Source organism: Winogradskyella sp. (assembly GCF_003712105.1).
Classification (GTDB): Bacteria; Bacteroidota; Bacteroidia; order Flavobacteriales; family Flavobacteriaceae; genus Winogradskyella.
The window spans coordinates 565,548-589,444 of sequence record NZ_RHLG01000002.1 but is presented as its reverse complement, the minus strand read 5'-3'; the positions used below and the strand labels follow the sequence as shown (position 1 = coordinate 589,444).

Genomic DNA, 23,897 nt, shown 5'->3' with positions numbered 1-23,897 from the left:
TGTTAATTATTTTTATTTTTTTGATAATATTTCAATTTTTTTTGAAATTATTAAGAATTTATCAATATTATAACATATCTAAGCATTGCAAAAGACCTCTAAATTGACTAATTTTGCACCTTTAAAATCACTATAATCCATGAAGTCCAACCCACAAACTAAAACTGAGATTACATTCGAAGATTTCAAAGCCGAAGTCTTAAACGATTATAAGATCGCAGTCACTAGTCGTGAGTGCAGTTTGCTTGGGCGTCGTGAAGTATTAACGGGAAAAGCCAAGTTCGGAATTTTTGGTGGCGGTAAAGAAGTACCACAAATTGCTTGGGCTAAAGCGTTTAAAAATGGTGATTTTCGTTCTGGTTACTATCGTGACCAAACTTTTATGATGGCAATTGGCGAATTAACCATTGAGCAGTTCTTTGCAGGGTTATATGCCAATACAGATCTTAAAGAAGAACCCATGTCTGCTGGTAGACAAATGGGAGGCCATTTTACAACCCACAGTTTAGATGAAAATGGTCAATGGAAAAACTTAACACAGCAAAAGAACTCAAGCTCAGACATCTCTCCTACTGCCGGGCAAATGCCAAGATTATTAGGGCTTGCACAGGCATCAAAAATATACCGCCATGTCAGCGGAATTGACAGCACAAATTTTTCGGTAAATGGAGATGAAATTGCCTGGGGAACTATTGGTAACGCAAGTACAAGCGAAGGCTTGTTTTTTGAAACCATAAATGCTGCTGGTGTATTGCAAGTACCAATGATAATAAGTGTTTGGGATGATGATTATGGTATTTCCGTACACGCCAAGCACCAAACAACTAAAGAGAATATTTCTGAAATCTTAAAAGGGTTTCAAAGAGAAGAAGGCACAAACGGTTACGAAATTTTCAGAGTAAAAGGTTGGAACTATCCCGAACTTATAGACACCTATCAACGTGCCGGGCAAATATCAAGAAAAGAACATGTACCTGTCTTAATACATGTTCAAGAATTGACGCAACCTCAAGGGCATTCGACTTCAGGTTCGCATGAACGTTATAAAGATAAAGACCGATTGGCATGGGAAGTTGAGTACGACTGTAATGCTCAGATGCGCCTTTGGATGATAGAAAACAACATCGCTACTGATGATGAGCTTATTACCTTAGAAAAAAGTATTAAAAAAGACGTTAGAGACGGTAAAAAAGCAGCTTGGAACACGTTTATAAATCCCATAAAGGTTGAGTGTAACCAAGCTATAAGCCTTTTAGAACAATTGGCAAATTCTAGCGCTAACGGTGTATTTATCACAAAACTTAAGAATGACTTAGCAGAGCTGGTTGAACCTCTAAGAAAAGATATACTTGTTGCCACACGTAAAGCGTTGCGCTATGTGGTTTCAGAAAACTCCAACGAGAAACTGGCATTGCAACAATGGATTTCAGAATATCTAGACCGCGTACAACCCTTGTACAGTTCGCATTTATATAGTGTGTCTGATAAAAAGGCAATTGACCAAACAGAAGTATTACCAACTTACGATACTGATGCCAAAGATGTTGACGGCCGTGTTATTTTACGAGATAATTTTGAAGCTTTATTCAATGCCAATCCGGAAGCACTAATATTTGGTGAAGATGCTGGTTATATTGGTGATGTTAACCAAGGATTAGAAGGTTTACAGGAAAAATTTGGTGAACTACGTGTAGCAGATACAGGTATACGCGAAGCGACTATTTTAGGTCAAGGTATTGGTATGGCCATGCGTGGACTACGACCAATTGCAGAGATACAATACCTCGATTATTTAATGTATGCCTTACAAATAATGAGTGACGACCTAGCAACAGTATATTACCGTACTAAAGGCAAGCAAAAAGCACCATTAATTGTAAGAACACGTGGGCACAGATTAGAAGGTATTTGGCACTCAGGCTCACAAATGGGCGGCATCTTAAACCTTATTCGAGGTATAAATGTTTTGGTGCCGCGTAACATGACTAAAGCTGCTGGTTTTTATAACACTTTGTTAGAAACTGACGAACCTGCTTTAGTCGTAGAATGTCTTAACGGTTACCGACTAAAGGAAAAAATGCCGAGCAATATTGGTACCTTTAAAACACCTATTGGTGTCGTAGAAACACTTAAAGAAGGTGAAGATATAACCCTAGTATCATACGGATCAACATTGCGACTGGTAGAGCAAGCCGCTAAAGAATTGTTAGAAGTTGGTATTAATGTCGAAATTATTGATGTGCAATCATTACTTCCGCTTGATATTAATCACGATATTGTTAAAAGTGTAGCAAAAACTAATCGCTTAATGGTCATTGACGAAGATGTTTCTGGTGGTGCTTCGGCTTATATACTTAACGAAGTCATAAATACTCAAAACGCATATGAGCTTTTGGATAGCAGACCAAGAACATTAACTGCAAAACCTCATAGACCAGCATATGGTACTGATGGTGATTACTTCTCTAAACCATCAGCTGAGGATATTTTTGAAGCCGTTTACGATGTAATGCACGAAGTGAGCCCGATGGATTATCCGAGGTTGAGGTAATAAATACTTAATTCAAGCCTTTTGGCTAGCTTTCGTTTAAAATAGAAAATCATAAGTGATTTTCCACAACTATTCATAGCAGAGACCACTGTAGCCAATTGAAAATCAAGACTTAAAACCCAATTCTACATTTGTAGAAATTAAATATATTCTCTACATTTGTAGAGTTAAAATATCATTATGAATGAAAAAAGTCTTACTTCTATTTATTGTTCTGCTTGGATTACATTCTTGTAAAGAACATACAGTACAACAAAGAGCATCTGATGAAACATCTAATATTATTGAAAATTCTGCAGAATTGACAGAAGAGCAAAAGGATTTGAAACAGAGCGCAATACCAATTAAGAGCTTATCAAAATTGAGCAACACGATTTACGATGAAATAGCAAATTTTGAACTATTAATGATAGGTGAAATGCACGGAACAAATGAACCTGCTGAATTTGCTTATGGGTTATGTGATCTAATTACTGAACATGAAGATAATGTGATAATGGCTATGGAAATTCGGTCATCACTTATGAATAACTTGTCAGACGAGATGTCAATTTCCGAATTAAAAGCGTTGGATTTCTTTCGTAGAAAAAATTTTGATGGTAGAAATGGTATAGCATGGCTTGATTTAGTGCACAAGAGCATTAAGAATGAAAGAATCATTTTAAAATTCATTGATAATTCTTACCCATCTTCAACCAGAGATTCGTCCATGTACAGGGAAATACGCAACATTCATAATAAATATCCGAACACCAAAATAGTTACTCTAACTGGAAATGTGCATAATTCTTTTACACCCTTTTTTGATAAAGTAAGAATTGGAGGTTACTTGGTAAAAGATTCTGTTAATTTTGATTCTAAAAAAATCATGTCCATTAATCATGTTTTTAGTGAAGGCAGCATGTTAAATAATGATGGTACAGGATTAAAAATTAACACTATCGAAAGAAAGGAAAATATTTATAATACTACCTTATCTTATAAAATGTTTTTATCTAAGAAATTTCCTGAAGAACCAAATCGATATACACATATCCTATATACGGATAAAGTAACGCCTTCAGGACTAATTGAAAAAGATGATAGGTAATGATAATACATCTCTCATTTTCAGAAAAATGGACTTGACAAAACTTCCTCAAGAACATAGAATTACAAACAGAAAATCCAATACATCGAATAAAATAACTATGCCTAACAACGGCTAGAGTTCATTACGACTTCAAAGAGCGAAGCGAACTGGCGAAGCAATTCCTAATTAGAATCACACACAACTTACTATCTTTCGGTAATGACGGAAAATGAGCTATGATTTTCCACACAAACCATACACGAACACCGTTCTACATTTTTCAAAATCAATAGTTAATTTATTATCATACCTTTAGAGTAACCAACTTTAAACTTATGATTAAGTTCTTCAGAAAAATCCGCCAGAGATTACTCTCCGAAAATAAATTCAGTAAGTATTTGATTTATGCCATTGGAGAAATCATCCTTGTTGTGATCGGAATTTTAATTGCTCTGGCAGTTAATAATTATAATGAAGAAAAAAATGCAGAAGCTAAAGTGAAATTAGTTTTTGAGGAACTATTTGAGGAGTTGGCCGCCAACATTAGTTCTGTTAGAAATATTGCATCATTTTACGAAGAAAAAGATTCCTTGACGCATTTAGTATTAAATACGGATCTAAAGGAACAAGATTATCGCTATATTACTCTAGATTTTTGGCGCTTAACAAGCACTTCAGATAGAGTTGATTTATCTAATAATGTGTATAATAAATTGCTTCTAATGAACAGCGCTATACCTGCAGAATATAGTAATGTAATGAAAGAATTGTATCTACTCAATCAAAAAAAATCTTACGTAGATTTATTGGATGATAGGATAGGTGAGTATGTTAAAGATATTCTTGATTATCGAATTTATAACTATAAATGGGCCATTAGATATAATGAGGATGCCTTTGCTGAATATTTTTTAAATGATGACCGATATAAAGCTAATGTCAAATTATTATCTGAAAGAGGGATTAATGAGCATTTTCAACATGCAATTTATTATATGCAAAGTGCGATTACATGTTATAAAGAACTAGCGAATCTACTTAATAAGCCTTTAGATTATACAGTTTTAGGATTTGATAGAGACATTTCAAAAATTCTAATTGGTGATTGGGTATCTGAAGGTTTCCCAGGCGCAGTTGTAACATTATATGAAGAAGACGATAGATTACTTTATAAAAGTAATATTGATTTGTCTGGTGAATTTTTTATGTTTTCGAAAAGTAAATTAATCAGTACTCATATCTTTTTTTATACGATAACGCAAGAGAAGGATGAGATTATTTTGAAACAAAATGATAGTGTAACATGGCAAAAAACGAAAGATTGACAATGGCTTATAAGTAATTGCTGATTATCTTGATTTATAGTTTTGGATAGTGTTTTTTAAGTTTAACTTCAAAATGGCACTGCTATATACAAGTAAAATTTTTCCACATTACTAAATCTAAATCTTATGATTAAAAAAATTTTAAAATCACTATTAGCAGTTTTTGCTCTTATATTTTTAGTACTTACAGGTCTTTATTTTATCCCGCCAAAGCAAGAACGAATTCAATACGATTATAAGCAAATAGAAAAGAATCCTTTACTAAATTCAAGAGTTGGTTGGTACAAATCCTCTAACAATAAAAACTATCAAATCACTTGGGGATCTCAAGATGGGCTTCAATTAAATTACTTTGATAGTCTTCGTAATAATCTCAAAAATTTAAGATTAACACATATTGAAGGCAATAAATTTTCCACAGATAAAAATCTTAAAACAGTTGAAGTAAATTTTGAATTTGATAACATCGATTCTATTTCGATTTTGAATGTAAAAACCTCGAAAACAGAATTTACCGCTACCAAACTAAAAAATGAATTTTACAAACAAGAAGAAGTAGAATATTTTAATGGAGATGTTAGATTAGCAGGACTATTAATGACGCCTTATAATACTAACAAATCAACTGCAGTTGTTTTTATTCACGGGTCTGGTATAAGTGATAGAAATAGTTTTTGGTATATGCATCAGGCCAATTATTTAGCTCGTAATGGATATATGGTACTATTACCAGATAAAAGAGGATGTGGTAAGTCTGAAGGAGAATGGCATACTGCTTCGTTTCAAGATTTTTCTGATGATATCACCGCCGCATTAAACTACTTATCAAACAATAAAAAAACTGAGTTTAGCAAAAAAGGCGTAATAGGAATTAGTCAAGGCGGATGGATTAGCCATTTGGTAAATAAAGACACTAAAGATTTAGATTTTATTATTGATGTTGTTGGTGCTTCAACAACACCAAATGAGCAATTAAAATTCGAGATCATGAATGATATAAAAAATAGTGGAGCACCTGAGTTTGTAGCTAAGCCACTTTCAATAGTTTTTGCCAAACGAGCTAGAGGAAAACGAAAAATTTGGTGGGATAAAAATGGAGAATTTGATCCGATTCCTTTAATGTCTAAATCAGACACTAAAATCTTAAAGATATTTGCAAACGAAGATGAGAATGTCCCAGTTACAGAGAGTCAAGCAAGAATAAAGGAATTATTAAAAAGTAATCCCAGCTTGTCTTTAGACATAAAAATTCTTGAAAACTCAGGCCATGCCTTATTCAGTAAAAATACAAATTGGATTAGAGAAGATTACTTAAAGTTTTTAAATAACTGGATTTCACAATTGTAACTCGACTGCGTTCAGCACAGGTTAAAATGCACTGGGAATTGCTTAGACCAGTGCATAATTGAAAATTAATAACTTTAAATTCGTAACTAACAATTGTAAAAGGCGGTTGCCATGAATTAATGACATACATATTTATGAAAAAGACAACGCTTGTGTACGCAACATAGCTAATTAAGGAGAAGATTTTTCTTTAGATGTTTATGTACACTTCGGATTTGAAATACCCATGAAACTTAGAGATTACCTTAAAAAAATAAAATCAATGTCTGATGATAAAGCAGACTTAATAGCAACGTTTTTTAAAGAAGAAACGTTAACTAAAGGTACGTTGATTATAAATGAAGGCAAAACCAGTAAAAAGTCATTTTTCTTAGAATCGGGAATAGTAAGATGCTATATTATTGATCTAGAAGGCAACGAAATTACGACTCGGTTTTTTTCAGCTCCAGACTTTTTAAATGATTTCTTATCGTTTTTTGAGCAACAACCAAGCGAAGAAAACTATGAGTTACTAACTGATGCTAAACTCCACAGCATCAGTTTTACTGATGTACAATATTGTTTTCATAATATACCAGAATTTCGCGAATGGGGTCGCATGATGCTTACACTTAACCATGTTTTTCTAAAAAAACGCATGATAGCTCTCCATAAAGAAACTGCTCAAGAACGATATTCAAACCTGATTAAGACACATCCAGAAATTGTACAACAAGTTCCGTTACACATGATTGCATCTTACCTAGGTGTCACCAAATATTCTTTGAGTAGAATTCGTAAAGAGATTAAATAAAATCCTTAAGTTACCATATGGCAATTTGTAATTTAATTATGCTGTCCATATTTGTAAAAAAAATAATATGGACCTATCTATTACTCAAGTACCATTATGGCTATCTATTACCTTCATAGTCTCATTTGTAACTATTCCAATATTTTTAATTGCAAACGCTGCTAACAAAGCATATTATAAAGGCAAAACTGAAGCCGGGATAAAAATCCGAAACAAAATCCTAATATTTTACTGGACATATCTCGTCATTGTTGCTTTAGTATCGCTTACAGGAGTTTTTGTTCAGAATACCTTTCCTCCATTAATTGTTGTTACTGTGGCATTACCACTTTTAGCATTCTACATGCTGTATGTATTAAGGCAATCCTGGTTTAAAACTGTGTTACAAAACATAAGATTAGACCAACTGGTGTATGTGCATATTTTCAGGTTTGTTGGCGTGTTTTTCTTTTTAGTTTATGCATACGGTGGGCTACCAAAATCATTTGCATATATCGGTGGCGCTGGTGATATTATTACAGCCATATTAGTAATCCCTGTAGTTATGGCTTTAAGACAAAAAAAGTCTTATGCCAAGGGCTTAACTTGGGTATGGAATTTTATTGGGTTAACTGATATAATTTCGGTATTAGTAACTGCAACTATAATTACTAATCATGCCATAGAAAATGGCCTACCTGGAGTACAACAATTTGGCACATTTCCGTTCAGTTGGATTCCTGCTTTTGCTCCAGCAACAATTATTTTCTTTCATTTTATAATCTTTAAGAAATTATTAGAAAAAAATGAGTCCTTATAAAAAGATCACCACTACTCTACTTTCTGAAAAATTATTATTTTTAATCGTCTGATTCAGAGCGCTTAAAACTTCGTGATTTTATATTTAACATTAGACTTAAAAGTATTAGTATTGTAGATTATGCATTTTATCGAATTTTATAAAAGTGTGGTTGAAAACAAATATCAAACCATTGAAAAACTGCCATTTTCTACACAAAAAATTCTATTCAATAAGGGTGATGTAATCACAGATTATAATCAAACTGAAAAACATGTTTACTTTATAAACAGTGGAATTGTAGAGTTGGTCATTAAAAGTTACATGACAGAAAAAATTATTGATTTCTTCTTTACTAACGAAATGGTTTGTGCCCTAACATCCTTTTTAACACAAACACCATCGGATATAAAATTAACAGCTTTGACCGATTGTGAAATGGAAAGAATAGAACATGACGCCCTGATGGAAGCATATGCTAATTCAATCGATGTAAATCAATTTGGACGTATTATTACTGAACAAGCTTATATCCGAAAATCAAATCGAGAAAAAGACTTCTTATCTAAAACTGCAGAAGAACGCTACTTACAAATGTTTGAATCTCATAGAAATTATCTTCACCAAATCCCTGTAAACAAAATTGCTCGGTATTTGGGTATTCATCCTGAAAGTCTAAGCAGAATTAGGTCAAAACTAAATTCCTAACATAGGTCAAGCCTTTTTTTTAGTTCTTACTTGACAGCTGATATAGTTTTGCAGCTTAAAAGTAAAAATTAAAAATCTATGGAAAATTTATTATCAACACTTCCATCATTAAAGGAAGTATTCATGAATCCCGTTTCGTACATAGTCTATATTATTTATGGCGGGCTTATAATCTGGGAAGCAATAGGTCCTGCAGAGAAGTTACCACATGTTAATTTTTGGAAGTTAAAGGGCTTTTTATCTTTCATCTTATTCTTTCTATTATCCTCTTATTTACCATACTTATGGGATGGCTTTTTATCAAAATATCAATTGTTAGACCTTACAAGTTTAGGTACTGTGTTTGGTGGAATTGTTGGGGTGTTCGTCTATGAACTTGGTGAATATATCTGGCATAGAACAATGCACAATAGTGATTTCTTATGGAAAGTTTTTCATCAAATGCACCACAGTGCTGAGCGATTAGATAGTTTTGGCGCATTTTATTTTAGTCCAGTTGATATGATAGGTTGGACTGCACTTAGTTCGCTTTGCTTGGTGCTCGTAGCTGGTTTTACACCCGAAGCCACAGTTTTCATTATTCTTGTTACCAATTTTATGTCCATTTTTCAACATGCCAATGTCAAAACACCACAATGGATTGGTTATCTAATTCAACGTCCTGAATCTCATAATATTCATCATGGCAGAGGCATTCATGCATATAACTATTGCGGACTACCATTGTATGATATCATATTTGGCACCTTCAAAAACCCAAAAAGTTATGAAAATAAAACAGGATTTTATGATGGAGCTTCGAGTAAGATAATGGAAATGATAAGCTTTAAAGACATCTCAATTAGAGCAAACCTAAAAAATAAGGCTTAAGCATTTTTTAATTGAATTCGCTGCAATTTACTATCTTTCTGCGATGTGAAATAGTCACTTATGTTTCACTAAAGTAAACTGACAAATTTCTTATTAGCAGCATATAAAACACATTATGAAGAGAATACTTTATGTTATATTTTTAGCTGGTATTGCTGGCCTTTTTTGCATGGGTTGTAACCTAAATAAGAAGTCAATTAGACTTGCTACTTATACTTACGCTACAAATAATAGATTAGAAAACATGAAACTGTTAGCGCAAGAATTAGAGAATAAATTGCAGCGTGATGTTAGTACTAAGAGTTATCCAGATGTTGAATCTTTTATTACAGGAATAAAATCGAATGAAGTCGATATTGCATTAATTAACACATTAGGATATTTAGCGCTTTCGTCAGATAATGAGCACATGCTTCCTATTGCGAATATGCATATCAAAGAAGATGCAATAGATAATTACAAAACCGTATTTCTGACTAATAACGATAGCATAAAAGACGATTCTGATATAAATAAAAATGCTGAAAAGCTAACAATGATGTTTGTAAAAGAAGGTTCAACATCTGGTAATTTGGTTCCGAGACTTTTTTTAAGTGCTATTAATATAACTGAACCTGAATCAAGATTTAAAGAGGTAAAATACGGCGGTAATCATACGTCAACCTTTCAGAAATTATTGAATGGTGAAGCAGATTTTTGTGCTATTGGCAGCAATGAATACTACAAACAAATCCATGCAGATACAACACTTAAAAATAAGGTGAAATTATTATGGGTCTCAGATGAAATACCTCTAGGTCCTGTTTTGGTAAACAATGCATTGTCTTCAGAAGAAAAAGATATCATTTCTGAACTTTTGTTAAATCTACATACAGAAAACGCCGATGCTTTCGAATCGATAAAAGCGGGTTGGTCTGAGGCAAAACAAGCTGATAAGTTTCAGGAAATTTCTGATGAATACTACAACTCATTTAGAGAAGTTAATGGTAATAAAACTCATCTCGATAATATTTTAAAGATGTTAGGCATTTAAAATGAGTGAAAATGTTTCTTCCATAAAAACTAATAGACTTCTGCTTCGAGAAATTATTGATTCAGACTTGAAATATATCTTCAAAGGGCTTTCACATCCTGATGTAATTAAGTATTACGGTATTAGCTTCGATAGCTTAGAAGCTACAAAAGAACAAATGCTATGGTATGCTGATAAGAAACAAATGTGGTGGGCAATTTGCGATTTGGATAATAAAACCTTTTATGGAGCTGGTGGACTTAATGATATAAACCACAAAGAAAAGAAGGCTGAAATAGGCCTTTGGTTATTGCCTGAGTTTTGGGGAAAAGGCATTATGAATGAAGTAATGCCATTAATAACTAATTATGGATTAAATCAGCTTAAACTTGAACGAATTGAAGGTTTCGTAGAAACGGAGAATACAAATTGTAAACGAGCAATGGCCAAACTTGATTTTCACCATGAAAAAACAATGAAAGATTGCGAGATTAAAAATGGTGAATTAATAAGTGTTGATGTTTATGTCAAAACAATCTAAACAAATAACATTTTGAAGCTTACTGTATATAGGAAAAAAGATTGGGTGTTTTTGATTGGTTCCATGGAGAAAAATCAGATGCATAAACACTATGCCATTCAAATAAGCATACCCATCGAAGGTACTTTAACATTAATAGCTAATACTGAAGAAACAACCTTTAAAACTGCAGTTTTTATAAAACCAAATATTTTACACCGATTAGAATCGAAAGGAAATAATCTGCATATCTTCTTTAATCCACACTCAAGAATAGGTTTTTATATAAATTCATTGATAAGAGATAAACCCTATTATTTTAATGATGAGTTAATTACTAACCTTGTCAGGCCTGCAAAAGATTTTATAAATAATGTAATAGACATCGCATCCTTAGCTGAATGTATTGAAAAGAATTTTGAAGAGAGTAGCAGTTTCAAAAAATTTGAATCAAATGCTAGTGAAAGAATTCTGTCAGTACTAGATTATATCTACAAAAATAAACACAGATGGGTTCAAGCCGAAGAATGTGCTAATCTCATTCATCTTTCGAAAAGTAGATTTTTACATTTTTTTAATGAAGAAACTGGATCCACTTTTAGACGATCTCAATTATGGATTAGAATCTGCGAGTCTGTAATGATGCTCAAAGAAAAAGGTATATCTGAAACTGCGCATCATTATGGTTTTTACGATAATGCTCATTATGGAAGAGCATTTAAAGAAAATCTAGGGTTTACACCGAAAGCATTTATCAATTCAGCTGTTTTGTACAATATTTCGGAAAATTAATTAAGTAGTTTGCTAGTGATTAATTATTAACTAATTAAACCACTAATTATGCTAGCAGGACATTATACAACAGCACTAATAGCCAAACAAAAAGCGCCAAAAGGAAGCTTAATCTTCTTCCTTATTATATCTCAACTTCCAGATTTATTATGGCTTGTGCTCCACTTTCTTGGTATTGAACCAACAGAACCCACAAATGTTTTAGACGTATCCTTAGACAATCTCTCAGTAGAGATGATTTACAGCCATGATCTACTACCGATACTAGGATGGATAGGTTTATCTTATGCACTCGGACTATTGCTATTCAAAAGTCAAAAAGTTGGTGTAACTAGTGCTTTACTTCTGGCTTTGCATGCATTGGTTGATTATTTAGGCGGATATCCTCACAATATTTTTGGTACTGACACATTATCTGTTGGTACTGGATTATACTACTCACAACCCTATTTAGCTGTCGCATTAGAACTTATATTTAGTGCAATAGTTCTATACCTTTTCTTTAAAACTGAAAAGAAAAACAATATTAAAAGAACCAAACGCCAACGAAATTGGATTATCGGGATTTTTACATTCAATATCATTTTCATGTTTTCGATTGCAGATTTATCTACAAGAGACCTATTAGCTACAATGAATATTGATTTTGCGACCGAGTTTGGTTTTCAAACCACAATACCTGTTCTAGCAATAATGTATGTAATGTATATCTATTTAATTAATAAACATGCTAATCTAGATACAAAATAAATGATTTATAAAAATGGATTATTTAATAGCGAGTTGGTTAAATCTATCTCGCTATTGCTTTTTATTTTGTAAATTTCAGAAAGACAATTTTCACTATAATGGCAAAGAATAAAACCACCGAAACAAAAGTCAATGTCTCTGATTTCATAGAATCCTATGTTGATAATGAACAAAAGAAAGCCGATAGTTATGAACTTATAAAGCTAATTAGTAAATGGTCTGGTTTTGAACCAAAAATGTGGGGACCAACTATTATTGGTTTTGGAAGCTATCATTACAAATATGCAAGCGGTCATGAAGGTGATGCGCCAATGTTAGGGTTTTCACCTCGTAAAGCTCAGTTTTCATTATATGTGTACTCCGATACGGAAAAAAGTAATCGCTTATTAGAGGAATTTGGAAAGTTTAAAATGGGAAAAGCTTGTATATACATTAAAAGACTTTCTGATATAAATATTGATGTACTAGAGCAACTGTGTCAAGAATCGATAGATTACCTTAATGAACATCATGAGTGCGCATGCCGAAAATAATATGACTCACCTTTTAAGCGAAGCATGGCAATTAAGAGGTATTGGTAATTACGAAGACTCTAAAAGGGTTTTAAAATCTGCAGAAGCCTTATGTCATCCCGATGATTTTTATTTTTTAGGTCGAATCTATCATATAAAAATGCAATATGAAGCTGATTCAGATAATTACTTAAAAGCAATAGAGTATTGTAAACTAGCTGTTTCTACTTACAAAAAATCGAAAGACTCCACAAAAATTGCCCACTCCATGAGGCATTTAGCTGATTTATACTTAGAGATTAATCAACTGGCTGATGCCGAAGTCTATTATAACAAAGTATTGCATATATACGAGTCGCTCAAGGATGTTAGTCATCAGGATTTTGCAAACGCCTTAAGAGGTTACGCCTTATTACATGAAAAACAAAACAAAATTGCAAAAGCAATTAGTCTCTGGGAGCAGATAACAGAATTATACCGAAAGCGTAATTTTGCTTTCGGAGAACAAGAAGGAATTAAAAAAGTAAACGACCTAAAAAACATAAAATAGTCCGTTTATAGTAACTCCTAAACGAAATGAGTCCTATTCATTTTTTCTATTTAAGTTAAATCATATACTTTTAGGTTATAAACCTATAAAAGATGTTTCCAGATTTTAATCGTTGGAGTTTACCCTTATTAATTCTTGTACTGCAAGGCTTAGTATTTGTAATATTATTACTCACCAGATACTTTAAAAAAAGAAATATTTCAGACCTGTTTCTGGGGCTTATTTTACTACTTACATGTTATTTGCAAACCTGCTATACTGTTGGCTTTATGGGTTGGTATAATGAGTTTAGAACTACAAAAATCAATTACTTCCTCATAAATATTGCTGTGGCCTTAGCACCTATGATTTATTTATACGTTAAGTCTATTACAACATCCAATTTTAAATTTAAAAAGAAGTATTGGTGGCATTTTTCTTTAGCTATTGGTTATGTTGTCTACAGACTTTCGATATTTACTTACGATGCTCTTCAACCAGGATTTAATGAAACTCAAAATGGCTACTTAAAAATTAACTTGGACGAAACCTATGTGCAGACTATAATGGCATACATAGAGCCACCGTTTATGCTGGTATACCTGGCGTTTACATTTCAGCTTTTCTACAATTACCGTAAAAAGATTCAGCAATACTTTTCTAATACCTACAAGTTAGAACTCAATTGGATTCTGATGTTCTTAATACTCTTTAGCGTGTTATTCTTCTATGGAACAGTACAAGAAATCATTGGATCGCGCTTTATTGATTTAGGATATCAAGACCGCTGGTGGCTAAACTTACTCACAGCCATAGTTACTTTATTTGTAGGGATTAAAGGCTACTTTACAGATACCACTAAGTTAAATACGCTCGATTTTAGTTTTTCGCCTAAAACTATTGGCATTCCTGAAGCGCAAGACGGAATGGAAGAAAAATCAATTTCCGAAGACGATATTAAAATTGTAGCGCATTTAATGGAAAATGAAAAGGCATATCTTAACCCTGAACTTAATCTTTCAGATTTAGCAAAACTTGCAAACATGACACGAGGTCAATTATCTGAAACTATTAATTCAGGTTTCAATAAGAACTTTAATGACTTTGTAAATGGCTATCGTGTTGAAGCATTTAAAACTATGCTGAAAGAAAATAAACAACAACAATTATCTTTACTAGGCATTGCTCAAGAATGTGGGTTTAATAGTAAAGCTACTTTTAATCGCGTATTTAAAAAGCTTACGAGCTTCTCTCCTACCGAATATTTAAAATCTCAGTTAAATTAAGACGTCTCAAATCGTATTTAAGACGTTATAGTACGTTATAAGTCGTCCACAGAGATATTCTGCCGCAAATTTGTGTCATCAATAACGCTGATCTAGTCAGCACAAAACAAAAACGATGATACGATTAAAACAACTCTTAAAATTTATTATTAAACCAGCAACACAAAAAAACTGGTTTGCTGACTTTACATTTTTTGTAATTAGATTTTTATGCGGTATTGCACTTTCATTAAGTTTTGGTGCCGATAAATTTGGTGTACCGTGGACTGCAGATAGTCAACATTTAGACTTATTTGAAGTCGCTGCTTGGTTCCCAGAGGATGTAAAAGCCTATGGTGGCATATTTGCAATGTTTCCAATTTTCTTTGCTTGGATGGGCGCATTTAGTGAAGCTGTAGGTGGTATGTTATTAGCATTGGGCATTGGAACGCGTATATGGTCTTTTTTAATAATGTGTACAATGCTCGTGGCCATATTTCTTCAAAAATGGAATCAAGGGCTTTGGGGAATGCTTCCTGCTTTAAGTTTCTTATGGGTTGCTATGTACAACCTAACTCTAGGCTCAGGCAGATTTGGACTAGACTTTCTAATCAGCAAAAAATTAAAATAATATCAAAACAATACAGTATGAAAACCTTATTCAAATCAATTTACATTATCACAATTGCCACTTTCTTAAGTAGCTGTGTGCAAGAAACACATTTAAAAACATTTCACTTTAAAGTAGATATGTCTGGTATAGAGAACATTAATAATCCAAGTGTAAAAGGACAATTTACAACACCTTCTTGGGAAAAAGCAATACCATTAACAGATGCTGATGGCGATAGTATTTACGAAGCTAATGTCGAAATACAAGCTGCACAGTTTGGTATACACTTCAAGTTTGTGAATAATGATGAGTACGAACTACAAGACCAGAATAATCGATTTATAAAATTTGAGTATGAGCCAGAGAACTTTACTTACGAAGCTATATATAACAATTCAGAATCAAAAATCACTAAAAATTAATATCATGAAAAAACTACAATTATTGCTAATGTTTGTAAGTATTGCAGGCATCGCTCAAGTAAAAGGAAACAAAACCATAGAAACCAGAAGCTTTCCGTTTGAAAATGTAGAGACTATTAAAATAGACTTGTATGCTAACATTACTATTGATAATTCAGCTACCGAACGTTTAGAAATTACAGCTGACTCAAATCTTTTTCAACATATAGATACCGAAATAGTTGATGGAACCATACATTTTAGCCAATTAAAGTGGATTCAACCAAGCCAAGATATCATTATTAAAATTGGTGCACCAAACTTAAAAAGAGTTGTACACGACACACATGATACAACAGTAATCACTAACGTTAATAACGACGAGTTAAGAGTTAATGCCAACATTGGAAAAGTCATTATCGACGGAGAAACTAAAGCGTTAAGATTAGGTACAGAAATTGGTCAAATAGATGCTACTGCTATCAAAGCTAACAAAGTATTTGTCAATCTGTGGGATTCAGGTACTATAAAAGTTAATCCTATTTTGTACTTGTGGGCAGATGTTTCTAATGACGGTAAATTGATTTACACACAATTACCTAAAGACAACAAAATAAAAACAAAATCTGGTGGAATTGCAGTATCAAAATCTAACTATAAAATGAAAAAAGATGACATTAGATGGATTTCATTTAAAATTAAAAACAACTCATCTAACCGAAATCATTTTATAGTAAAAGGTCCTAAAGCTGACGGAAGTTATTTTGGTTACGGCTTTCCAATGATGCCAAATGCGAAGCGCAAAGAAAAGTGGTCAGTGGGAACCAAAATATATAAACAAACGACTTTAGGTTTTAAGAAACTACTAGTTGTAATAACCGCAGAAGATGAAGGTAAATTGGTAAACTTATTCGAATAAACTTCTAGCTAAAAACCTATATAATCTCCAATATTAGTGTATTGGAGATTTTTCCATTCTTAAAACGAAAAGTTAATGTTGATTTCTACCTTTTAACAAATAATATCAACCATTAGAAGAAGCCTAGCATTGTGGTTTTAATTTATTTTACTAAATTTCTAACCCTTAAGAGTAAAAAAACATAAACTGAATGAAATCCCTCGCTTGTTCATTGTATGGTCATGACCTAAAAGTCACTAAAAAGATCACGTCTCACATTAAAGAATACCAATGCCAAAAGTGTAAGAAAAAATATACCACTTCACCATCTGGTTCAATTACCGAACTTACTCAAAAACGACAAGAAATAAATACGGTTTTAGAAAACATGCATCAAAAGAAATTAAATCGTAAAGTCGCGAAAGTTTATTCTTAACATTTTTAAACCTTTTCGTGTATCATTAGTCATACTACAAACAACTAATGAAATCATACATGAAAAACGTACTCCCTATTTTATTAGCTATTGCACTATGCTCTTGTTCCTCAGATAGTGATAATGGGCTAACTCCAGTAGATACAAACGACCCCAATCAAGCATTTGACTTTTCGCAATATTTTACTGCCAACTTTGATGTACTCCCAAACTATGCAAATCAAGATATTCCTAATTATATAACTAGAGACAATACCGGTAATAATGGCATCTCTGACGAAGGCGCTATGCTTGGCCGTGTATTATTTTATGATACAAACCTTTCGGTAAACAATAGCGTTTCTTGTGCCAGTTGTCATAGACAAGAACTTGCATTTAGTGATGATGATCAGGCTAGCCTTGGTGTTAATGGTGTAACAGGAAGACACTCGATGCGTTTGGTTAATGCAAGATTCTCTGACGAAGCAAGATTCTTTTGGGACGAGCGTGCTAATACTTTAGAAATTCAAACAACTATGCCAATACAAGACCACGTGGAAATGGGATTTAGTGGTGAAAATGGCGACTTAGACTTTAATGATTTAATCGAAAGATTAGAGACTATAGATTACTACCCTGAGTTGTTTAATCGAGCTTTTGGCAATGAAACAATTACTGAAGCGTTGATACAAGATGCATTAGCGCAATTTATTAGAAGTATTCAATCTTTTGATAGTAGATATGATGAAGGTCGAGAAAATGCGAACAATGATGGTCAGCCATTTACAAATTTTACAGATCAAGAAAACTTAGGTAAACAGCTATTTTTGCAGCCGCCGGTATTCAATAATATGGGAGTGAGAATTGCCGGCGGTATTGGCTGTGCTGGATGCCATCAAGCACCAGAATTTAGTATTGATCCAAACTCACTTAATAATGGAGTTATAGGTAGTATAGATAATTCAGGTGCTGATTTAGATGTTACACGTTCTCCAACACTCAGAGATGTTGTAAAAGCCGACGGCAGTAATAATGGGCCATTTATGCATCTAGGAGCAAGTAATACATTGACAGCTGTGCTTAACCATTATAATAATATTAATGTAGCTGGTAACACAAACTTAGATCCAAGATTAAGACCAAATGGTGTAGGTCAGCAACTTAATTTAACTGACCAAGAGAGAGCAGCAGTCATAGCATTTTTAAGGACTTTGGCAGGAAACGATATTTACAGTAATGAAAAATGGAGCAATCCATTTATAGATTGATTGTTTTTTAAGATTACTCAAAAAGCATCTCTGATTAGAGGTGCTTTTTTTATTACCTTTATGTTATAACTAAATAACCTTAACTATGTTAAAAATGAACTTTAATGATTTAGCACTATTACTACTTCGAGTAGGTTTTGGAGGATTAATGCTTACTCATGGTATCCCAAAAATTGATAGATTGGCTAACTCAGCTGGTTTCCCTGATCCATTAGGTATTGGCTCATTACCAACAGTAATATTGGCAGTAATTGGTGAAGTAATTGCGCCAGTATTAATTATCATTGGTCTAAAGACCAAATTAGCGGCAATACCATCTATACTTACTATGGCAGTTGCTGCATTTATTGTACATGCTAGTGACCCAATTGGCACCAAGGAGAAAGCATTGTTATATCTATTTGCCTTTATAGTTATATTTTTAGCTGGTCCCGGTTCTTACTCAATTGATGGCAGAAAAGGACGTTAGAAATAGGAATTTATACCACAGTTTAAATGTTTGGCATGAGTTGCATTGTGTTTGTCGAAATTCGTTGCAGCTCATTCTTGTTTGTTAGAGTTTAGCTTAAACTTTTAAAACAGAACTTATGAAATCAAGACATTTAATAGCAATACTCAGTATTTTTTTATTCAGCTCATGTATTGTTAAATCTATTCAGCCATTTTATGTGAGTCAAGCTTTAGAATATAACGTTGCACTTAAAGGGGAATGGACAGATAACAAAAAAGGAGCATGGGAAATTATTTCTTTTAAAGAAGTCTGGGAAAAAGATAATGATCCCAATGTATCATTGTCAAAAGAAGATAAAGATGCATACAATCGTTATAAAGAAGGTTATTTTGTAAAGTATACAAAAAAGGAAACCGAAGCTTCATTTATTGCAATGCCATTTAAAGTTAATGATCACATATTCTTAGACTTCACACCATTTGAATACGATAGTGATGAGTTAAATGGTTTACTTGGACAGCATTTATTAAAGACACACTCAGTAGCTCAGGTAAACTTCAATAATGACGAAATAACACTCAAGTGGTTATCAGAAAAAGCAATAAAAAGCCTAATTAAAAATAATCGACTTCGTATTAAGCACGAAAAAATTGGAATTGACCAAGATTTAGTATTAACGGCTTCTAGTCAAGAGCTGTATCAATTTCTTGAAAAATTTACTGTATCAGATTTTGAAGAAAAATGGGATAATGATGATATTTATAAATTGAGACCTGCAGATGCAAAACCTTAATTTAAATACACTTTTCACAAGAGAAAACTTCCACAGACCACTAATATTTAATAGTGTGCTGTGGTCGTTATCATTTATCATCCTTTTATTTATTTTCTCTAAAGGAAAGACACCTATAGCAGCAGATATAATATATACTTTAGGCTTTCTTATTTTAGTTGCGGTGCCTGTAAATATTAATTTTTATGTGCTTATTCCAAAGTTTTTGAAACATGAAAAGTACAGTCTATACTTTGTGTGTTTTATTGCTAATCTAGTTATTTTCTCTTTTATAAGTAGTCTCATATTATATCCTCTATTAGATACATTATTCCCTAATTATTTCTTTGTATCTTATTTGTCAAAATCAGGATTATATATTGCATTTATAATAATTTTAACCGCAACTACACTATTTAAATTAACCGAAGACTGGTTTTATTTTAATCGAAAGGAAAACGAACTTTTAAAACTGCAAAACCTTCAGATTCAAACACAGCTTTTAGCTCTTAAAGCCCAGATTAATCCGCATTTCTTATTTAATTCTCTAAATGTGATTTACGCAATGGCTCTAGAGGAGAAAAAAGATATTACTAAAGCCATCGTGGAATTATCGGACGTTTTACGCTATGTAATATATGATTCGGACACTGAGCAAGTAAGTTTAAAAGATGAGCTTAAACTCATTAATAATTACATCTCATTTCAGAAGTATAGAGGTCAATCTGAAAATAAGGTAAACTTAAATGTTAATGTTGAAGATGAAAATTTCAACATATACCCTATGTTACTATTGCCGCTTCTCGAAAATAGCTATAAGTATGGATTTTCTGGAGCAGACGAAAATGAACATATCGATATTGAGTTGTATCAAAAGTCAAATCAGTTTAGGTTTAGTATTTCGAATTCAAAATTAAATACTGATCAAAAATTAGATGATAACTACTCAGGTGTTGGTCTAAAAAACTTGGAAAATAATCTTAATTTAGTTTATCCTAATCGCCATACTTTTAAAGTCACTGAAACCGAAAAACTATTCAAAGTTACTATAGAACTCAATAATGAAGACTAACAAAATACATTGCCTTATTGTAGATGATGAATTGTCTTCTCAAAAGGTTCTACAGCATTTTATTAGTGAGACTCAAGTCTTAGAGCTTGAAGCTATATGCAATAACACTTCAGAAGCCTTTAAGCATCTCCAACTAAATAGCAATATTGATTTATTATTTCTTGATATTAACATGCCTAATCAAACCGGTTTAGATTTTTACAAAAGTCTTAAAAACCCACCTGCTGTAATATTTACAACTGCTTACCCACAATACGCTGTGGATGGTTTTGAAGTTAATGCAACTGACTACTTACTAAAACCAATCGCTTATGAACGTTTTTTAACTGCCATAGGAAAAGTATTAAGTGCTAGTGATAGTCAAAATTCTGTAGCTGAATTTATTATATTAAAGGAAAACAAAACGCTGCATAAAGTAGAATTCCTTAACATTGCTTATGTTGAAGCTTTTGGAGACTATGTAAAAGTGCATTTAGAAGGTAGAAGTATTGTTACTCATAGCACATTTACAAAATTCCTTGAGAAACTACCGGCATATTTTTTACGCACGCACAAATCATTTAGCGTTAACTTAAATAAAATGCAGCAACTTTCAGGAAATCAAATTACTATAGACAATAAAAACATCCCTATCGGGCAAACCTACAAGGCCAAAGTATTAGCGGCGTTAAATCTGTAACTAAATCATATTTTGTGAAAGCAGCATCAATCGTAACATTAAAAAAAGAACTTCAACACCTATCTAAAGAAGATTTATTACAATTATGCCTCAGGTTAGGTCGATTTAAAAAAGAAAACAAAGAGCTTCTAACCTACTTGTTATTTTTGGCGCATGATGAGGACGAGTATGTAGAAAGTATAAAAACGCATTTGGATGAGTACTTCAATACAATGAATACGGATAGTTATTTCTATATGAAAAAGACGATTCGTAAAATATTAAGACAGATAAGAACTTTTAGCCGATACAGCAATACTAAAACAACCGAAGTTGAGCTTCTACTCTATTTTTGCCAACGTTTAAATGAGCTAAAGCCCAACATCCACAGAAACAGAACTCTCGATAATCTTTATCAAAGACAGCTTATTGCTATTGACAAAAAAATCAAAACCTTTCATGAAGATTTGCAGTACGATTATGATCAAATTTTAGAAGAATTAAAATAGCAATTACGAAATAATTTCATCTAAAAATTCATTAATTTAGCGCATCAAATTTTGAAGTCATTTACAGATGAAAAATACTGCGTTAACAGACACTCACATTGCTCTAGGAGCTAAGATGGTACCTTTTGCTGGCTATAATATGCCGGTACAATACGAAGGTGTAAACATAGAACACGAAACTGTTAGAAATGCTGTTGGCGTTTTTGATGTATCTCACATGGGAGAGTTCTTAATTGAAGGTCCAAATGCTTTAGAGTTAATACAAAAAGTAAGCAGTAATGATGCCTCAAAATTAGAGATTGGAAAAGCACAATATAGCTGTCTACCAAATGACGATGGCGGAATTGTAGATGACCTTATTATATACAAAGTCAAAGAAGAAACGTATCTATTAGTTGTAAACGCGAGTAATATAGAAAAAGACTGGAATTGGATATCCTCAAAAAATGATGTTGGTGCCGAAATGCGCGATTTAAGTGAAGATTATTCATTGCTTGCTATACAAGGTCCAAAGGCTGTTGAAGCTATGCAATCACTTTCAAGTCATGACTTGTCTTCGATAAGCTTTTACAATTTTGTAGTTGGAGATTTTGCAGGTATAGAGCATGTGATAATATCTGCAACTGGATATACTGGTAGTGGTGGATTTGAGATTTATTGTAAAAATTCTGAAGTAAAACAAATTTGGGATAAGGTATTAGAAGCTGGTGCTGACTTTGGAATTAAACCTATTGGATTAGCTGCTAGAGATACACTGCGTTTAGAAATGGGATATTGCCTCTATGGTAATGACATTGATGATACTACTTCTCCTATTGAAGCCGGCTTAAGCTGGATTTGTAAGTTCAATAAACCATTTACAAATAGTGAAGCTTTAGAAGCAGAAAAAGCACGTAAACCCGAAAATAGATTGGTAGCTTTTAAACTAGATGAGCGCGGCATTCCGAGACATGGCTATGATATAGTCGATAATTCTGGTAAAACCATTGGTAGAGTAACCTCTGGTACAATGAGTCCTAGTCTAGGTATAGGTATTGGTTTAGGCTATGTTCCACGAATATTTGCATCGGCAGATAGTAAAATTAATATTCAAATTCGTAAAAAAGCAATCCCGGCTACTGTTATAAAATTACCTTTTTATAAAGGCTAAAAGTGCACGATTAGCGTTGTAAGATTAATGAAGACGAAAGTGCATAAACATAAAATACTCATACTAGGTGCCAGTGGCTATTTAGGTAATGCTATCTATAAAGAGTTGTGCGATTACTTCAGAACTTATGGCACTTACTTTACACCTAAAAAAGAGTTTGAAAACAATGCACACATGTTTCATTATAATGTTAAAGAAGATGACATTTATGAAATATTAGAAATCACAAAACCCGATATTATTATATCTGCATTACGAGGTGACTTTCATGCACAAACTATAGCTCATACACATATAGCAGAGTATGCATTAGAGCACAACTCAAAGATTATATTTTTGTCCTCTGCAAATGCCTTTGACGCCTATAGTAAATACCCAAGCTACGAAACCGATAAAACATTGAGTCATAGTATTTATGGCCATTTTAAAATTAAAATTGAAAACATGTTACTGCGCATGCCCAAAAAGCAAGTAGCTATTTTAAGATTGCCAATGGTTTTTGGTTCTAATTGCCCACGAATACAAGAGATAAAGGCTAATATCGCTGATAATGAAGCTGTAGAAATTTTCCCTAACCTCATCATGAATGTGACTTTAGATAAAAAAGTGACACAGCAAATTCATTACATTATCAATAGAAATAAATATGGTGTTTTTCATTTAGGAAGTACAGATTTGGTGCACCACGATGAATTTATTAGCCAATTAGTCTCAAGCATTTCTCAAACAAAAGTTGCTTTAAAACGAGTATATACTACAAATGAAGATCGTTATTTAGCTGTATTACCTAAGTATAATAAGCTACCAAAACATCTTCAAATAACCAGTGAAGTAGTATTAGAAGAACTTAATAAATAGGCTTGCTT

At 32.8% G+C, this 23,897-nt stretch carries 27 protein-coding genes; all 27 read left to right on the top strand.

The annotated features are described in order from the left end of the window. The first annotated feature begins 139 nt into the window (after nucleotides 1-139). Nucleotides 140-2,551 carry a thiamine pyrophosphate-dependent enzyme gene (locus ED556_RS07250; RefSeq protein WP_296321405.1) on the top strand — a complete coding sequence of 804 codons (2,412 nt, stop codon included), beginning with the start codon at nucleotides 140-142 and terminating at the stop codon, nucleotides 2,549-2,551. Nucleotides 2,552-2,735: 184 nt separating this feature from the next. Beyond that, complete coding sequence (locus ED556_RS07245; RefSeq protein WP_296321403.1) at nucleotides 2,736-3,641, top strand: hypothetical protein; 906 nt, start codon at nucleotides 2,736-2,738, stop codon at nucleotides 3,639-3,641. A 317-nt stretch (nucleotides 3,642-3,958) separates the two neighbouring features. Beyond that, nucleotides 3,959-4,948, top strand: a complete 990-nt coding sequence (locus tag ED556_RS07240) for a DUF6090 family protein (RefSeq protein WP_296321400.1) — start codon at nucleotides 3,959-3,961, stop codon at nucleotides 4,946-4,948. A gap of 126 nt (nucleotides 4,949-5,074) precedes the next feature. Continuing rightward, nucleotides 5,075-6,295, top strand: coding sequence for an alpha/beta fold hydrolase (locus tag ED556_RS07235; protein ID WP_296321398.1), 1,221 nt, complete (start codon nucleotides 5,075-5,077; stop codon nucleotides 6,293-6,295). A gap of 226 nt (nucleotides 6,296-6,521) precedes the next feature. Continuing rightward, nucleotides 6,522-7,088 (top strand): Crp/Fnr family transcriptional regulator, encoded by a 567-nt coding sequence (locus ED556_RS07230; protein ID WP_296321396.1) that lies wholly within the window; start codon nucleotides 6,522-6,524, stop codon nucleotides 7,086-7,088. 67 nt (nucleotides 7,089-7,155) lie between these two features. Then, complete coding sequence (locus ED556_RS07225) at nucleotides 7,156-7,887, top strand: hypothetical protein (RefSeq protein WP_296321395.1); 732 nt, start codon at nucleotides 7,156-7,158, stop codon at nucleotides 7,885-7,887. 120 nt (nucleotides 7,888-8,007) lie between these two features. Further along, nucleotides 8,008-8,574 carry a Crp/Fnr family transcriptional regulator gene (locus ED556_RS07220; RefSeq protein WP_296321393.1) on the top strand — a complete coding sequence of 189 codons (567 nt, stop codon included), beginning with the start codon at nucleotides 8,008-8,010 and terminating at the stop codon, nucleotides 8,572-8,574. 78 nt (nucleotides 8,575-8,652) lie between these two features. After that, nucleotides 8,653-9,444 (top strand): sterol desaturase family protein, encoded by a 792-nt coding sequence (locus ED556_RS07215; protein WP_296321389.1) that lies wholly within the window; start codon nucleotides 8,653-8,655, stop codon nucleotides 9,442-9,444. A gap of 115 nt (nucleotides 9,445-9,559) precedes the next feature. Further along, entirely contained in the window at nucleotides 9,560-10,477 is a 918-nt protein-coding gene (locus ED556_RS07210; RefSeq protein WP_296321387.1) for a PhnD/SsuA/transferrin family substrate-binding protein, read from the top strand. A 1-nt stretch (nucleotide 10,478) separates the two neighbouring features. After that, nucleotides 10,479-10,997: a GNAT family N-acetyltransferase gene (locus tag ED556_RS07205; RefSeq protein ID WP_296321385.1), complete on the top strand. Its 519-nt coding sequence runs from the start codon at nucleotides 10,479-10,481 to the stop codon at nucleotides 10,995-10,997. Between the two features lie 12 nt (nucleotides 10,998-11,009). Beyond that, nucleotides 11,010-11,768, top strand: coding sequence for an AraC family transcriptional regulator (locus tag ED556_RS07200; RefSeq protein ID WP_296321383.1), 759 nt, complete (start codon nucleotides 11,010-11,012; stop codon nucleotides 11,766-11,768). Between the two features lie 48 nt (nucleotides 11,769-11,816). Next, nucleotides 11,817-12,518, top strand: a complete 702-nt coding sequence (locus ED556_RS07195) for a hypothetical protein (protein WP_296321381.1) — start codon at nucleotides 11,817-11,819, stop codon at nucleotides 12,516-12,518. Nucleotides 12,519-12,616: 98 nt separating this feature from the next. Continuing rightward, nucleotides 12,617-13,051 (top strand): DUF1801 domain-containing protein, encoded by a 435-nt coding sequence (locus ED556_RS07190; RefSeq protein ID WP_296321377.1) that lies wholly within the window; start codon nucleotides 12,617-12,619, stop codon nucleotides 13,049-13,051. Further along, nucleotides 13,020-13,580, top strand: coding sequence for a tetratricopeptide repeat protein (locus ED556_RS07185; protein WP_296321374.1), 561 nt, complete (start codon nucleotides 13,020-13,022; stop codon nucleotides 13,578-13,580). The genes ED556_RS07190 and ED556_RS07185 overlap by 32 nt, the downstream gene beginning before the upstream one ends. Before the next feature lie 92 nt (nucleotides 13,581-13,672). Continuing rightward, nucleotides 13,673-14,845: an AraC family transcriptional regulator gene (locus tag ED556_RS07180; protein ID WP_296321371.1), complete on the top strand. Its 1,173-nt coding sequence runs from the start codon at nucleotides 13,673-13,675 to the stop codon at nucleotides 14,843-14,845. A 115-nt stretch (nucleotides 14,846-14,960) separates the two neighbouring features. Next, nucleotides 14,961-15,455, top strand: a complete 495-nt coding sequence (locus ED556_RS07175) for a DoxX family protein (protein ID WP_296321368.1) — start codon at nucleotides 14,961-14,963, stop codon at nucleotides 15,453-15,455. 17 nt (nucleotides 15,456-15,472) lie between these two features. Then, entirely contained in the window at nucleotides 15,473-15,859 is a 387-nt protein-coding gene (locus ED556_RS07170) for a hypothetical protein (protein ID WP_296321366.1), read from the top strand. Nucleotides 15,860-15,863: 4 nt separating this feature from the next. Next, entirely contained in the window at nucleotides 15,864-16,757 is an 894-nt protein-coding gene (locus ED556_RS07165) for a DUF2807 domain-containing protein (RefSeq protein ID WP_296321364.1), read from the top strand. A gap of 190 nt (nucleotides 16,758-16,947) precedes the next feature. Continuing rightward, nucleotides 16,948-17,172: a hypothetical protein gene (locus ED556_RS07160; RefSeq protein ID WP_296321361.1), complete on the top strand. Its 225-nt coding sequence runs from the start codon at nucleotides 16,948-16,950 to the stop codon at nucleotides 17,170-17,172. Between the two features lie 59 nt (nucleotides 17,173-17,231). Then, the gene (locus tag ED556_RS07155) at nucleotides 17,232-18,419 is read left to right on the top strand and encodes a cytochrome c peroxidase (protein WP_296321357.1); all 1,188 of its coding nucleotides are present in this window, start codon (nucleotides 17,232-17,234) and stop codon (nucleotides 18,417-18,419) included. Nucleotides 18,420-18,504: 85 nt separating this feature from the next. Continuing rightward, nucleotides 18,505-18,888 (top strand): DoxX family protein, encoded by a 384-nt coding sequence (locus ED556_RS07150; RefSeq protein ID WP_296321354.1) that lies wholly within the window; start codon nucleotides 18,505-18,507, stop codon nucleotides 18,886-18,888. Between the two features lie 118 nt (nucleotides 18,889-19,006). Next, nucleotides 19,007-19,663, top strand: coding sequence for a hypothetical protein (locus ED556_RS07145; protein WP_296321351.1), 657 nt, complete (start codon nucleotides 19,007-19,009; stop codon nucleotides 19,661-19,663). Continuing rightward, nucleotides 19,650-20,714 carry a sensor histidine kinase gene (locus ED556_RS07140; protein WP_296321349.1) on the top strand — a complete coding sequence of 355 codons (1,065 nt, stop codon included), beginning with the start codon at nucleotides 19,650-19,652 and terminating at the stop codon, nucleotides 20,712-20,714. The genes ED556_RS07145 and ED556_RS07140 overlap by 14 nt, the downstream gene beginning before the upstream one ends. Then, a complete protein-coding gene (locus ED556_RS07135) occupies nucleotides 20,704-21,393 on the top strand; it encodes a LytTR family DNA-binding domain-containing protein (RefSeq protein WP_296321346.1) in 690 nt (229 codons plus the stop codon). Before ED556_RS07140 ends, ED556_RS07135 begins: the two co-directional genes overlap by 11 nt. 14 nt (nucleotides 21,394-21,407) lie before the next feature. Further along, nucleotides 21,408-21,881, top strand: a complete 474-nt coding sequence (locus tag ED556_RS07130; protein ID WP_296321343.1) for a hypothetical protein — start codon at nucleotides 21,408-21,410, stop codon at nucleotides 21,879-21,881. A 67-nt stretch (nucleotides 21,882-21,948) separates the two neighbouring features. After that, entirely contained in the window at nucleotides 21,949-23,031 is a 1,083-nt protein-coding gene (gene gcvT / locus ED556_RS07125) for a glycine cleavage system aminomethyltransferase GcvT (RefSeq protein ID WP_296321340.1), read from the top strand. Nucleotides 23,032-23,058: 27 nt separating this feature from the next. Further along, a complete protein-coding gene (locus ED556_RS07120; protein ID WP_296321336.1) occupies nucleotides 23,059-23,889 on the top strand; it encodes a sugar nucleotide-binding protein in 831 nt (276 codons plus the stop codon). Nucleotides 23,890-23,897 lie beyond the last annotated feature (8 nt).